The organism is Chitiniphilus purpureus (genome assembly GCF_025642115.1).
GTDB classification, from domain to species: Bacteria; Pseudomonadota; Gammaproteobacteria; order Burkholderiales; family Chitinibacteraceae; genus Chitiniphilus; species Chitiniphilus purpureus.
Map to the genome: position 1 here is coordinate 112,160 of NZ_CP106753.1, position 15,145 is coordinate 127,304.

At 71.7% G+C, this 15,145-nt stretch carries 2 protein-coding genes; both read right to left on the reverse strand.

Annotation, left to right across the window (positions count from 1 at the left end; translation table 11 throughout):
* Positions 1 to 38: 38 nt before the first annotated feature.
* Positions 39 to 11,828 (reverse strand): non-ribosomal peptide synthetase, encoded by an 11,790-nt coding sequence (locus tag N8I74_RS00445; RefSeq protein ID WP_263124930.1) that lies wholly within the window; start codon positions 11,826 to 11,828, stop codon positions 39 to 41.
* 1 nt (position 11,829) lies between these two features.
* Positions 11,830 to 15,144: an amino acid adenylation domain-containing protein gene (locus N8I74_RS00450; protein WP_263124931.1), complete on the reverse strand. Its 3,315-nt coding sequence runs from the start codon at positions 15,142 to 15,144 to the stop codon at positions 11,830 to 11,832.
* Between the last annotated feature and the right edge of the window lies 1 nt (position 15,145).

Below are 15,145 nucleotides of genomic sequence, written 5' to 3' on the forward strand. Positions count from 1 at the left end.
TGCCGCGCCCGCCTGCAGCGGGCGCGGCAGCGGCCGGCTCAGCCCGCGTCGAGCGCGGTCGAGAGCGACTGGAACAGCGCCGGGGTGCGGACGATCTGCAGGTGATCGACCGGCAGCCGGTGGGTGCGGATTTCGGGCCTGCCCAGCCACGCGGTGAAACGCTCGCCTTCATCGGCGTTGCGCTCGCCCGACCACCACACATGGACCGGCGCGCGTAGCGGCAACGGTGGGCACGGCACGCGAGTGGCAGCGTCGAGCGTGCGCGCGGCCAGGAACATGTCCGCCAGTGCCTGGGCCGACAACGCGCCGTATTCGTGCAGCTGGGCCGGCTCGATCTGTGCCAGCACCCGCCCGATGATCCGCTCGATTGCGCCTGGCTGGTCCAGGCCATGGTCGAGCTGTGCCGTGATCGTACTGTCGGCCAGCAGCCGTGCGTGATCGGCCCGGGGCAGCAGGACGGCCAGGAAGCGGAGCAGTTGCTCGCGCAACGGGGTTGCCGGCGCCGGCACCGCCGGTGGCACATAGGGATCGATCGCGCCGACGAAGCGCACCGCATGCCCGGCCTGTTCCAGCAGCGCGGCCACCATCGGGGCGATGGCGCCGCCAAGCGACCAGCCGCAGATCCGGTAAGGGCCCGCCGGCTGCTGTTGCAGCAGGGTCTGCATGTGGCCCTCGGCGATCCGGCGCAGGTCGGTCGGCGCGGGCCAGGCTGTGTAAGGCAGGCCGATCACCGGGCATTGCGGCGCCAAGGCATGCGCCAGCCCGCCGTAGTCCAGCACGCTGCCCCAGCCGTCGTGCACCACGAACAGCGGTGCGGCGGTCGTCGTCGAGGCATTGAGGCGGAGCGCCGCAGGGGCCGCGACGCTGCTGGCGCAGTACTGCGCGATGGTGGGAGCGGCAAACAGCGTGTTCAACTCGGCGCGCAGTTCCGGCAGGCGCGCACGTGTCAGTTGCACCGCCTGCAACGCGCTCAGCGAATGCCCACCCAGCTCGAAGAAGTGATCGTGCCGGCCTACCTGATCCAGCCCCAGCACCTCGGCCCAGATCGCGGCCAGGGCGGTTTCGGTCTCGCCCTGCGGCGGCGTGTAGGCACGTTCGGCCAGTTGCGGCACCGGCAGCGCCTTGCGGTCGACCTTGCCGTTGGCATTCAACGGCAGCGCATCCAGCACCATCATCACGCCTGGCACCATGTAGTCGGGCAAGGCCCTGGCCAGCTGCGTGCGCAGCGCTTCGGGCCCGACCATGTGCCCCGGTTGGGCCGACACATAGCCGACCAGCCGTGACCCGCCGGGCGCCTCCTGCGCCACCACCACCGCCTCGCGCACCCCCGGCTGCGCCAGCAGCTGTGCCTCCACTTCCCCCAGCTCGATCCGCAGCCCGCGGATCTTCACCTGATGATCGATCCGCCCCAGGTATTCCAACTGGCCTTCGTCGTTCCAGCGCACCAGATCCCCGGTGCGATAGAGCCGCCCGCCGTTGTCGTCGAACGGGTCGGCCACGAAGCGCTCCGCCGTCAGCGCGGCCCGCCCCAGGTAGCCGCGGCCCAGCAGTTCCCCGCCCAGGTACAGCTCGCCGGCCACGCCGCGCGGCGTGGGGTGCAGCGCGTGATCGAGCACATAGGCGTGGGTGCCATCGATCGGGCGGCCGATCGGCACCTGGTGTTGCCCATCGTCGCGGCAGGTCCAGCGCGTGACGTGGATGGTGGTCTCGGTCGGGCCGTACAGGTTCTGCAGGCTCACGCCGGCCAGCCGCTGCAATGCCTCGCGCTGCGTGGCGGCCGGCATGGCCTCGCCGCCGCAGATCACGTAGCGCAGCCGCGTCTGCGCCTCGATGCCCTCGTGCGCCAGGAACGCCTGCAGCATCGCCGGCACGAAGTTGAGCGTGGTGACGTCGTGCCTGCGGATCAGACCGATGATGCGGGCCGGATCGCGCTGGTCGCCCGGTGCCGCCAGTGCCAGCCGTGCCCCGGCAGTCAGCGGCCAGAAGATCTCCCAGACCGAGACGTCGAAGCCGAACGGCGCCTTGTGCAGCACGGTATCGCTGGCATTGAGGCCATAGCTTCGCTGCATCCAGCCCATGCAGGCGCTGAGTGCGCGGTGCCGCACTGCCGCGCCCTTGGGCCGGCCGGTCGAGCCGGAGGTATAGATCACATACGCCAGCTGCTCGCCATGCACCGCCACCGGCGGGTCGCCATCGGCCTCACCCGTCAGGTCGAGCGCATCCAGCGCCAGCACCTGCAACGCGTCGGCCAGCGGCACCCGCTCGCGCACCGCAGCGTGCGTCAGCACCAGGCTGATGCCGCTGTCGGCCGCCATATAGGCCAGCCGCTCGGCCGGGTAGTCCGGGTCCAGCGGCACATAGGCCCCGCCGGCCTTCAGCACCGCCAGCAGGCCCACGATCAGTTCCACCGAGCGCTCCAGCGCGATGCCCACCCGGGATTCTGCGCCGACGCCCAGCACGATCAGCCGGTGCGCCAGACGGTTGGCGCGGGCGTTGAGTTCGCCGTAGCTGAGCGCCGTATCGCCGAACAGCAGCGCCGTCGCCTGCGGCCGGGCGTGCGCCTGCTGCTCGAACAGTCGCTGCACCGGCAGCACCTCGGGTGCCACCGGCTCGCCGCTGCCCCAGTGCCGCAGTTGCTGCAGCTCGTCCTCGGGCAGCGCGGCAAGGCTGTGCACCGGCTGCACCGGCCGCGTGGCCAGTGCTTCGGTCACGCCGGCCAGCGCGGTGTGCAGCAGGCGGCATACCCGTGCCGCGCCGACCACGCCTGTCACATGCGCCACCAGCTCGAACGCGGTGCCCAGGTCGTTGACCGACATGCCGATCGGGAAATTGCTGCGCTCCTCGCCGCCGAGCACCTGCATGCCCTCCCAGGCGTCGGCGTGGGCAGCGGGACGCGTGCCGTGCCGGTAGTTCAGCAGCGCCGAGAACAACGGCGTGCCGCCCGGCAGGCCGCTGCAGCGCTGTGCCAGCGTCAGGCTGGCATGCTCGTGGCGCAGCAGCGCGGTCAGCGCCTCATGCGTGTGCCGCAGGCTCTGTTCGACACTGTGCCCACCCAGCCGGATGCGGATCGGCAAGGTGTTGATGAACAACCCCAGTGCGCGCCCGGCGCCTTCGACACCCTGCATGCGTCCGAACAGCACCGTGCCGAACACCACGTCGTCGCGCCCGGTGGCCCGCGCCAGCACCAGCGCCCACGCCAGGTGGCACAGCGCGGCGGCGCTCACGCCGTGCCGCTGCGCCTGCAGCCTGATTTGGCCGGCCAGCCCATCCGCCACCATCAGTCGCGCTTCGTCGATCGCGCTGCCGTCGCCTTGCACGTCCAGCAGGCCGAACGGCGCGGTGGGCTCGTCCAGGCCACTCAGCATCCCACTGAAGAATGCCTCGTGCTCGGCGCGGCTCACGCCCAGCCGGGCCTGTGCCACGAAGCGGCGGAACGGGATGGGCTGGGGCAGCTCGGCCTGCCGGCCGGCCTGGATCAGCGCGATCTCCTCGACCAGCAGCTTGACCGTGGTGTTGTCGTCGACCAGATGGTGGGCCAGCAACCTGAGCAGCCAGCGATCCTGCGCCGCATCGTGCACTGCCAGTGCATGGAACATCGGCGCTTGGCGCACATCGATGCGATAGCGCCGCGGATGCGCCGCGCCATCGAGCAGCGCGAGCGCATCGGGTACGGCGCGGCTGTCCGGGGGCACCAGCCAGCGCAGCGCCATCGGCGCGTGCCGCAATACCACCTGCACCGGCTCGCGCAGCCCTTCCCACAGCACGGCGGTACGCAGGATGTCGTGCCGTGCGATCGCCTGGTTGAAGCTCTCGACAAAATGCGCCAGCCGCGCCTGGCTGTCGAAGGCCAGTGTATGCGCGGTGACGTAGGCGTCCCCCTCCTGCTGCAGCAGGTGGTGGAACAACATGCCTTCCTGCAGCGGCGCCAGCGGGTAGATGTCCTGGATATTGGCGGCACCGCCCGGCACCGCAGCTTCGATGCGCGCGATCTCGTCCCGGTCCAGTCCGACCAGCGTCAGCATCTGCGGTGTGATCGCATCGCAGCCCGCGACGATCAGGTTGGGCGGTACCGGCACTTCGCGCAGTGTCGGCGCCGCGGCGATCGCCTGGGCGAAATCCGCCAGCCGTGGTTGCTGGAACAATGTACGTACCGACGCGGCAAGGCCATGCGCGCGCAGGCGCTCGACCAGTTGCAACGCCAGCAGCGAATGCCCGCCCAGCTCGAAGAAATGGTCATGCCGGCCCACCTGGGCGATGTCCAGCATTTCGCACCAGATCTGTGCCAGCACCTGCTCCACCTCGCCTTGCGGCGGTGCGTAGGCGGCCGCGCCGGCGCGTTCGGGTTCGGGCAGCGCCTTGCGGTCGACCTTGCCGTTGGTGGTCAGCGGCAGCGCATCCAGCAGCATGAGGGCGCCGGGCACCATATGGTCGGGCAACGCCTGGCCCAGCCGCTCGCGCAGCGTCGGCACGTCGAGCATGGCGCCCGCCTTCAGGCACACATAGCCCACCAGTTGCGCGCCGCCCGCACCGTCGCGCGCCACCACCAGCGCTTCACGCACTTCGGGCTGCGCCAGCAGCCGGGCCTCGATCTCGCCCAGCTCGATGCGGAACCCACGGATCTTCACCTGATGGTCGATGCGCCCCAGGTATTCGAGCTGGCCGTCGGCACTCCAGCGCGCCAGATCGCCGGTGCGGTAGAGCCGCCCGCCCTCGGCGTCGAACGGGTCGGCGATAAAGCGCTCGGCAGTCAGCCCGGCCCGGTTGAGATAGCCGCGCGCCAGCCCCGCGCCGGCCACGTACAACTCGCCCGCCACGCCGACCGGCACCTCGTTGAGCATGCCGTCGAGCACCCGCAGCCCCAGATCGGGGATGGCCACCCCCACCGGGCTGCGCCCGCCTGCCAGGTCTGCCACGGTGATGGGCCGGTAGGTGACATGCACCGTGGTTTCGGTGATGCCGTACATATTGATCAGCTGCGGCTGCCGCTCGCCCCAGCGCGCCAGCCACGGGCGCAGCCGCTCCGGTTCCAGCGCTTCGCCGCCGAAGATCACCACGCGCAGCGCGAGGCCCGCCTCATAGGCGGCCGGCAGCGCCAGCAGTTGCCCGAAGGCCGACGGGGTCTGGTTCAGCACCGTCACCTGCTGCTCGCGCAGCAACGCAAGGAAGTCCTCGGGCGAGCGGCTGACCCAGAACGGCACGATCACCAGCCGGCCACCGGTGCACAGCGCGCCGAACAGCTCCCATACCGAGAAATCGAAGGAATAGGAGTGGAACAGCGTCCAGGTGTCGGCCGGGCCGAAATCGAACCAGCTCGCGGTGGCGCGCAGCAGCCGGGTGACATTGCGGTGGCACAGCTGGGCGCCCTTGGGCCGGCCGGTGGAACCCGAGGTGTAGATCACGTAGGCCAGGTGGTCGGGGTGCACCGCGATGGCCGGGTCGTGCTCGGGTCCGTCCGCCGGATCGGGCGCATCGAGTTCGAGCAGCGGCACACCCAGCGCGAGGCGCCCGGCCAGATGGCGCTGGGTGAGCAGCAGCCTGATGCCGCTGTCCTGCGCCATATAGGCCAGCCGCTCGGCCGGATACGCCGGGTCGAGCGGCACATACGCGCCACCCGCCTTCAGGATCGCCAGCAGGCCCACCACCAGCTCGATCGAGCGTTCCAGCGCGATGCCCACCCGGGCCTCGGGCCGCACGCCCAGTGCGATCAGCCGATGCGCCAGCCGGTTGGCGCGTCGGTTCAATTCGCCGTAGCTCAGGTTCATCCCGTCGCAGGTCAGCGCCACGGCCTGCGGTTGGGCCTGTGCTTGGCATTCGATCAACCGGTGCAGCGGCGCGCTGTCCGGATACCGCTGGGCCACCGCGCCCCATTGCCGCAGTTGCGTGCGCTCGGCCGGATCGGGCAGGCCGATCCCGCCCAGGCAGCGCGTGCCGGCGGCACTGAGCGCACGCAGCAGCCCATGCAGGTGCCGCGCCAGCTGCGCAATCTGCGCGGTGCTGAAGCACCGGCCCTGGAAGGCGTAGTGGATCGTCAGCGTCTGCCCCTGGTGCACCGTCACGGCCAGCGGGTAGTGGGTCTCCTCCCGGCTCTGGCACACCGTCGCCTTGAGCGGACCTTCGGCGCCGGCGCGCAGTGCCTCGTCCACCGGGTAGTTCTCGAACACCAGGATGGTGTCGAACAGGCCCTGCCCATCGTGCCCGGCCCAGCGCTGGATCTCGAACAGCGGCGTATGTTCGTGCTCGCGCGCGGCCAGATTCTGCGCCTGCAGCGCGCGCAGCCATTCGCCCACCGGCTGCTGCGCCGGGGTGGTGGCGACCATGGGCAGGGTATTGATGAACAGGCCCAGCATCGCCTCGGCATCGGGCAACTCGGCCGGTCGGCCGGCGCTGGTCACCCCGAAGCACACGCAGGGCTGCCCGGTGTAGCGCTGCAGCAGCAGCGCCCAGCCGGCCTGGATCAGCGTATTGACCGTGACGCGCTCGCGCCGCGCGAAATCATGCAGCTGCGCCGTCTCGTTTGCGTCGAGCACCTGGCTGTGGCGCAGGTGGCCCGCGCCGTCCGCCGGCGGCGCCAGTACGGCGGCCAACCGGGTGGGCTCGTCGAGCGGCGTCAGCAGCGCGCGCCAGTGGCGCTGTGCCGCGGCACCGTCCCGGTTCTGCAGCCATGCGATATGGTCGCGATAGCGGCCCTGCTGCGGCGGCAGCGGCTGCCCGGCGTAGCAGGCCATGAACTCGGCCATCAGCCGGGCGCTGCTCCAGCCATCCAGCAGCAGGTGATGGCGGGTCCAGATCAGGTGATGGCGATGCTCGCCGCAGCGCACCAACACGAAGCGCATCAGCGGTGGTTCGGCCAGCGCGAAGCCGCGCCGATGCTCGTCCCCGGCCAGCGCATCCAGCGCGGCGGCAAGGTCGGCACGCGCACGCCAGTCGCACTCCGCCAATGGCAGCGGCACGCTGCGCGCTACCCACTGCAGCGGATGCGTGCCCTGCACGAAGCCGGTGCGCAGCACTTCGTGGCGTTCGAACAGCGTCTGCCATGCCGCCTTGAAGCGCGCCACATCCAGCCCCTCGAAATCGACGCGCAGCTGGTTCACGTACGCCGTGTCCGTCGGATCGAGCACGCTGTGGAACAGCAGGCCGGACTGCATCGGCGAGAGCGGATAGAGATCGGCCAGCCGCGCCCACGGCAGCGGCAACCGATCCAGTTCCGCCTGGGCAAGCCGGGCCAGCGGGAAATCCGACGGCGTCGCGCCGCGTGCCTCGCCGGCGCAATGGGCGATCAGGCCGGTCAGCTCATCCAGGAAGCGCTGTGCCAGCCGTGTCACCGTGGCTTCGTCATGCGCCGCCGCGCTGTAGGTCCAACGCAGCCGCAGCACGCCGTCGCGCACTTCGGCATCGACCGCGAGCCAGGTACGGCGCTGGCTGGACGGCGCACGCTCGGGCCCGGCGTGCTCGGAGGCGAGGCGCCATAGCGGATCGGCCTCCTGGCCGGCGTCCAGCTGGCCCAGGTAGTTGAAGGTGACCTGGGGATAGGCCCCGGCGGCCAGCGCGGTGCCGGCGGTGCTCAAATGGCGCAGCACGCCGTAGCCCAGCCCCTTGCCCGGCACCTGCCACAGCTGCTCCTTGATGGCCTTGAGGCTGTGTCCGGGCGCGGCGAGGCCGGGCGCGGGGGTGAGCCGGACCGGATACAGCGCGGTGAACCAGCCGACGGTGCGGCTCAGGTCCACGCCGTCAAACAGGTGATCCTCGCGGCCGTGGGCTTCCAGCTCCACCAGCACGCTGTCGCGCCCGTCCCAGGCGCACAGCGTGTGCGCCAGCGCAGTCAACAGCAGGTCGTCGATGCGGGTGCGGTAGGCCTGCGGCGCCTGCTGGAGCAACCGGCCGGTGCGCACGGCATCGAGCGCGACGGTCACGGTGCGCGCATCGGCCACCGTGTTGCTGCCGGCGCCGCAACCGGGCAGCGCCGGTTCGGCCGACCCGGCCAGCGCCTGCCAGTACGGCAGCTCGGCCTGCAGCGCCGGGCTGTCGGCATGGCGCGCGAGGCAGGCCGACCAGTCCCGGTAGGCGGTGCCGCAGGGCGGCAGCATCGGCGCCGCACCGTCGCGCAATTGCCGGTACGCCGTCTGCAGATCGTCCAGCAGCACGCGCCACGAGACACCGTCGACGATCAGGTGGTGCGCGGCCAGCAGCAGGCGCCCGGGGCGATCGTCACCCAGCGCCAGCCATGCCGCCTTGAACGGCCGGCGCAGACTGAGGCTTTGCTGGGTCGTGCCGGCGACACGGGTGACCGCCGCGCCCGGATCGGGCTCGGCGCTCAGATCGATCCACTCGAACGCGGGGGCGTCATACGGTTCGCAGCGTTGCTGCCAGCCACCCGCGCCATCCGTGGCGAAACCCAGCCGCAGCGCATCGTGGTGGGCGTACACCGCCGCGACGGCACGCTGTACCAGCAGCGGGTCGACCGGACCGGTGGCACTGAGCAGCAGGGATTGATTCCAGTGGTGCGCTTCGGCGAAGCCCTGTTCGAAGAACCAACGCTGGATCGGCGTCAGCGCGAACGCGGCGGCCGGTGCGGGTGCGGCGGGCACGGCACCGGCCGCCGGTTGTTCCAGCGTGGCCAGGGCGGCCACCGCGGCAATGGTCTGGTGCTCCATCAACTGCTTGGGCGTGAAGCGCAGTCCGCGCTTGCGGGCGCGGGCGATGATCTGCAACGCGAGAATGGAATCGCCGCCCGCTTCGAAGAAATTGTCATGGCGGCCCACCCGCTCGCGCCGCAGCAGTTCCGCCCAGATCCCGGCCAGGATGCACTCGGCCTCGCCCTGCGGGGCATCGGCCGCGTCGCTTACCGCCGCGGTGTCCGGCTGCGGCAGCGCGGCCAGCGCCCTGCGGTCCACCTTGCCGTTGGCGGTGAGCGGCAGTGCCGGCAGCGCCACGATGGCCGCGGGCACCATGTAGTCCGGCAGCGCCTGCGCCAGCGCCGCGCGCAATGCGGCGGCGTCGAACCCGGCGGCCGCCGGCACCACATAGGCCTGCAGCTGCAGCCGGCCGTCGCCCGAGGGCATCGCCACCACCTCGGCTTCCTGCACCGCGGCGGCCTGCAGCACAGCGGCGCGCACCTCGCCCGGTTCGACGCGATAGCCGCGGATCTTCACTTGGTCGTCGATGCGGCCCAGGAATTCGATGCTGCCGTCCGCACGCTGACGCACCCGGTCGCCGGTGCGGTACAGCCGCGCGCCGTCCGCCAACGGATGGGCGATGAAGCGCTCGGCGGTCAGCCCGGGGCGGCCCTGGTAGCCGCGCGCCACGCCCGCGCCGCCCAGATACAGCTCACCGGCGACCCCCGGCGGCACCGGGTTCAGTTCGGCATCGAGCACCAGCGCGGCGGTGTTGGCAAGCGGCTGGCCCAGCGGCAGCGTCGCCGCACCACGGTCGGCCGTGGCGGCAGGCTGCGTCAGCACGCCCACCGTGGTTTCGGTGGGGCCGTAGTGGTTGAAGACCCGACAATGGGGTGCCAGCGCCCCGATGCGGTCGAGCAGCGGCCAGTGCGTCGCCTCGCCACCCAGCACCAGCGTCTGCCGCGGCAGCATCCGTTCGGCGCCATCGGCCTGCAGCAGCGCCTGCAGGTGGCTGGGCACGATCTTGAGCACGTCGACGGCGTGCCGCTGCATGGCCTGCGCAAAACGTTCCGGGTCGAACGCCTCGGCGGCGTCGAACAGCGCCAAGCTGCGGCCGCTGCACAGTGCACCGAAGCAGGTGGTGTGGCCCAGGTCGGCCGCCACGGTGGAGACCATTGCCATGCTGACGGCGTCGTCGGGCAGGTCGAGCCGCGCCAGCACGGCCTGCACATAGTTGGCCAGCGCCGCGCGGGTGACCACCACGCCCTTGGGCCGCCCGGTGGAGCCGGAGGTATAGATGAGATACGCGGCCTGCCCCGGCTGCACCGGGCGCGGCGGCAGTGTGCGCGACGGCACATCCACGAAGCCCAGCGGCCATGCCGCGACCCCCGCCGGGCAGTCGGACGGATCGGTCGAGAGCAGCAAGGTGGCGCCGCTGTCGGCCAGCTGGTAAGCCAGCCGCTCCGCTGGCAGTTGCGGGTCGAGCGGCACATAGGCGCCACCGGCCTTGAGCACCGCCAGCACACCGAGCACGAATTCACTGCCGCGCGGGGCGTGGATCGCCACCCGCGTCTCCGGCCCCACGCCGTGCGCGGCGAGCTGCGCAGCCAGATGCGCCGCCTGCGCATCCAGTCCGGCATAGCTGAACCGGTGCCGGCTGTCGCGCAGCGCCAGCCGTTGCGGCGCCCGCACCACCGTGTGCGTCCACAGCGCCAGCACGTCGCCTTCGGCCAGGCGCAGCCCGGGCCCGTGCAGCACCGCATGCGGGCCAGGCAGCGCCAGCGTGGCCAGCGCCGCCGTGGGATCGCGCAGTGCCGCGGCCGCCAGGCCCGGCAGCGCCGTGGCCCAGCCGGCCACGGTCGTCGCGTCGAACAGTGCGGCCGAGTAGGAGAACACCGCTTCGATGCCGTCAGGGCGGTCGACGAAGTCCAGGCTCAGGTCGAAGTGGGCCTGCCCGCCGGTCATCTCGTCGATGCGCACCTGCAGCCCGGCGCAGGCGCGAGTACGTGGCCAGTCGTCCTGCTGCGTGCACTTGACCTGGAACAGCGGGTGCACGCCGGCCTGCCGCTGTGGCGCCAGCGCCTCGATCAGCAGGTCGAACGGCAGATCCTGGTGCGCCTGCGCATCGAGCACCGCCTCGCGCACCTGGCACAGCAGCCCGACCAGGCCGGCGCGTGGGTCGAGTCGGGTACGCAGCACCAGCACATTGGTCAGGTAGCCGATCAGGCCGTGGGTCTCGGCCTTGCGGCGGTCGGCCACCGGTGAGCCGACGCGCAGGTCGCGCTCGCCGCTGTAGCGCCACAGCATGAGCTTGAACAGCGCCAGCATCGCCATATAGAGCGACGCACCATGCTGGCGGGCAAACGTGCGCAGCCGATCGCTCAGGTCTGCCGGCAACACAAAAGGATGGCGCCCTTCGTCACCGCCCGGCCGCGCGCCGCGCGGCCGGTCCAGCGGCAGCGCGATCGGCTCGTGCCCACCATCCAGCCGTTCGCGCCAGTAGGCCAGCTGGCGTTCCTGCTCGCCGGCCTGCAGCCAACGGCGCTGCCATAGCGCATAGTCGGCGAACTGGATCGGCAGCTCGGCCAGCGGCGAGGCACGGCCGAGGCATTGTGCCTCGTACAGTGTGAACAGCTGGTCGATCAGCAGACGGATCGACCAGCCGTCGCCGGCGATATGGTGCAACGCCACGCTGAGTACGTGATGATCGTCGTCCAGCCGGTACAGCGCCGCGCGCAGCGGTGGCTCGGCATCGAGGCGGAACGGCATGCGCGCATCGCGCTGCAGCAGACGTGCCAGTCCGGCGGCGCGCTCGGCCGGCGCGAGGGTGCGCAGATCGGTGCAGGGCAGCGCCGGCTGCCAGTGCGCCAGGATCTGCTGGCGCGGCCCGCCATCCTCCGGATAGCAGGTGCGCAGCACCTCGTGCCGTGCCACCAGCGCGGCAAGCGAAGCCGCAAGCGCGTCCGTATCGAGCGCACCGTGCAAATGCAACGCCCCGGGCATGTTGTACGCCGGGCTCTCGCGGTCCAGCTGCCAGGTCAGCCACAGGCTGCGCTGTGCATATGAGAGCGGCAGCGGCCCGTCGCGCCCGGCCGGCACGATGGGCAGTTCGCCGAAATCAAGGCCGGCCTCGGCCAGTTTCTGCAGGAAACCGCGGCGCGCCTCGGGCGCGAGTGCAGCGAAGCGCTGCGCAATCTGTCGTTCGTCCAGCGCCATCTCAGGCCTCGAAGTCGTTAAGCAGTTGTTCCATTGCCGCCAGCCGCTCGCGGCGGGTGTCGCCGGTGCCGGTAGCAGGCAGTTGCCCGGCCAGCGCCGCGAGCGTGGGCTGCTCGAAGAAGGCGCGTACCGGCAGCGCATGGCCGTGCCGTTCCGCCCACAGCGCCGCCACCCGTACCGCGGCAAGCGAATGCCCGCCCAGCTCGAAGAAGTGGTCGTACCGGCCCACCCGCTCCAGTCCCAGCACCTCCGCCCAGATCCCGGCCAGCAACACCTCCACCTCGCCCTGCGGCGCCGCGTAGTCCACCCGCGCCACCCCCTGCGGCGCCGGCAGCGCCTTGCGGTCCACCTTGCCGTTCGCGTTCAGCGGCAGTGCCTCCAGCAGCGTGAGCGTCCCCGGCACCATGTAGTCCGGCAGCACCGTTCCCAGCGCCGCCTTCAGCTGCGCCACGTCCAGCCCCGCCGGGCACACATACGCCGCCAGCCCAGGCCCCCCCGGGCCCTCACGCGCCACCACCACCGCCTCGCGCACCCCCGGCTGCGCCAGCAGCTGTGCCTCCACCTCCCCCAGCTCGATCCGCAGCCCGCGGATCTTCACCTGATGGTCGATCCGCCCCAGGTATTCCAACTGGCCTTCGCTGTTCCAGCGCACCAGATCCCCGGTGCGATAGAGCCGCCCGCCGTTGCCGTCGAACGGGTCCGCCACGAAGCGCGCCGCCGTCAGCCCCGCCCGGTTCAGGTAGCCCCGCCCCAGCCCGGCCCCGCCCAGGTACAGCTCACCTGCCGCCCCCTGCGGCGCCAGGTTCAGGTCCGTATCGAGCACCCGCACCGTCACGTTGCCGATCGGCCGCCCAATCGGCACCGTAGGCCCGCCGTCGCGCCGGCACTGCCAGTGCGTCACGTCGATCGCCGCTTCGGTCGGGCCGTACAGGTTGTACAGCGCCGCCTGCGGCAGCCGCTCGAACACCGCCTGCTGTGCCTGCGGCGGCAGGGCCTCGCCGCTGCAGATCACCCGCCGCACGCTGTCGCACCCCGCGCTGTCCCCGTGTGCGAGGAAGGCCTGCAGCATCGCCGGCACGAAGTGCAGCGTGCTCACCCCATGCTGCCGGATCAGCGCCGCCAGCCGCCCCGGGTCGCGGTGTTCCCCCGGCCCTGCCAGCAGCAGCCGTGCGCCCGTCGTCAGCGGCCACAGGAATTCCCACACCGACACGTCGAAGCCGAACGGGGTCTTCTGCAGTACCGTGTCGCCCGTATCCAGCCGATAGGCCGCCTGCATCCAGGCCAGCCGGTTGTACAGCGCGCCATGCCGGTTGGCCGCCCCCTTGGGGCGCCCGGTCGAGCCCGAGGTGTGGATCACGTACGCCAGGTGCTCCGCGTGCAGCGCCACCACCGGCTCGTATTCCGGCTCGCCGGCGAGGTCCAGCCCGTCCACCTCGAACACCGGCACCCCGGCCGGCGGCACCACCCGCCCGGCCAGCCCCGGGCCGGTCAGCAACAGCGCGATGCCGCTGTCGGCCGCCATGTAGGCCAGCCGCTCGGCCGGGTAGTCCGGGTCCAGCGGCACGTACGCCCCGCCGGCCTTCAGCACCGCCAGCAGGCTCACCACCAATGTCACCGAGCGTTCCAGCGCGATGCCCACCCGGACTTCCGGGCCGACGCCCAGTGCGATCAGCCGGTGCGCCAGGCGGTTGGCGCGGGCGTTGAGTTCGCCGTAGCTCAGCGCCGTGTCGCCGAACAGCAGCGCCGTCGCCTGCGGCCGGGTCTGCGCCTGCTGCTCGAACAGCCGCTGCACCGGCAGCGGCGCGCCGTAGTCCTGCGCATTGCTGCCCCAGTGCCGCAGCGTCACCTGTTCGGCCTCGTCCAGCAGCGCCACCGCGCCCAGCGGCGTACCCGGACGACGGCACCATGCTTCGAGCAGCGCTACGTAATGTCCGGCCAGCCGCGCGATGGTGGCCGTGTCGAATACGTCGGCCGCGTAGCGGAAATTCGCCTGCAGCCGGCCGTGCCCGTCCTCCACGCTTTCCAGCATCAGTTCGAACTGGGCGGCCGGCGGGTCGATGTCCAGCCGCTCGACCGCGACCCCGGGCCAGGCAGCCGGCGCCGGCGCGTCACGGCGCAGGTGGTTGAACATCACCTGGAACAGCGGGTTGTGGGCCAGGCTGCGCTCGGGCTGCAACGCCTGCACCAGTTGTTCGAACGGCAGGTCCTGGCGCGCCTGGGCCTCGATCGCGGTGTCGCGGGTCTGCGCCAGCAGCGCCGCCAGCGTTGTCCGGGCGTCGACCTGCACCCGCAGCACCTGGGTGTTGACGAAGAAACCGACCACGCCCAGCACCTCGGCGCGGTTGCGGTTGGCCACCGGCACGCCGACGCGCAGGTCGCCCTGCCCGGTATGGCGGAACAACAGCGCCTGGAACGCCGCCAACAGCGCCATGAACAACGTGGCGCCGTGCTGCTGCGCCTGCTGCCGGACCCTGGCCGCAAGTGCCTCGTCGAGCACGACGACATGGCAGGCGCCGGCGCGGGCCCCGGTCGGTGCCCGTGGCCGGTCCCCCTGCAGCGCCAGCACCGGCTGTTCGCCGCCCAGTTGCGCGCGCCACCAGGCGAGCTGGCGCTCGCCTTCGGCCCCCTGCAGCCACTGCCGCTGCCACACGGCGTAATCGGCGTACTGGATCGGCAGCGCGGGCAGGGTCGGCGCCGCGCCGTCGAGCGCCGCCCGGTAGCCTGCGGCCAGCTCGTCCAGGATCAGCCCGGTCGAGTGCGCGTCCGAGATGATGTGGTGCATGACCACCAGCAGCCGGTGCTCATCGGTGCCGCAGCGCAACAGCAGCACGCGCAGCAGCGGGCCTTGCGCCAGATCGAACGGCGTGTCGCACAGCTGCGCCCACGCCTCGTGGATGCGCTGCTCGCGCGCATCGGGCATGCAGCCCGCCAGGTCGATGCACGGCAGCGCGAGCTCCGACACCGGCCCGATCCATTGTTCCGGCTCACCGGCTGCGCCGGCGCGGAACACCGTGCGCAGCGCTTCGTGGCGCGCCAGCAACGCCTGCAGGCTGGCGTGCAGCGCCGCCACGTCGAGCCGGCCGGTGAGACGCAGGCCACCACCCAGGTGGTAGGCCGTGCCGGACGGGTCCAGCTGCCACAGGAACCACAGCCGTTGCTGGGCATACGACAACGGCGCGTGGTGTCGTTCGGCGCGACGTGGGATCGCATCACGCGTCGGCGCATCGCTGGCGCCCGCCAGGCGCTGCTGCAGCCGGGCACGTTGTTCGGGGCTCAGCCGGGCGCGGCGTTCGGTAAGGTCGGGATGGTCGGACATG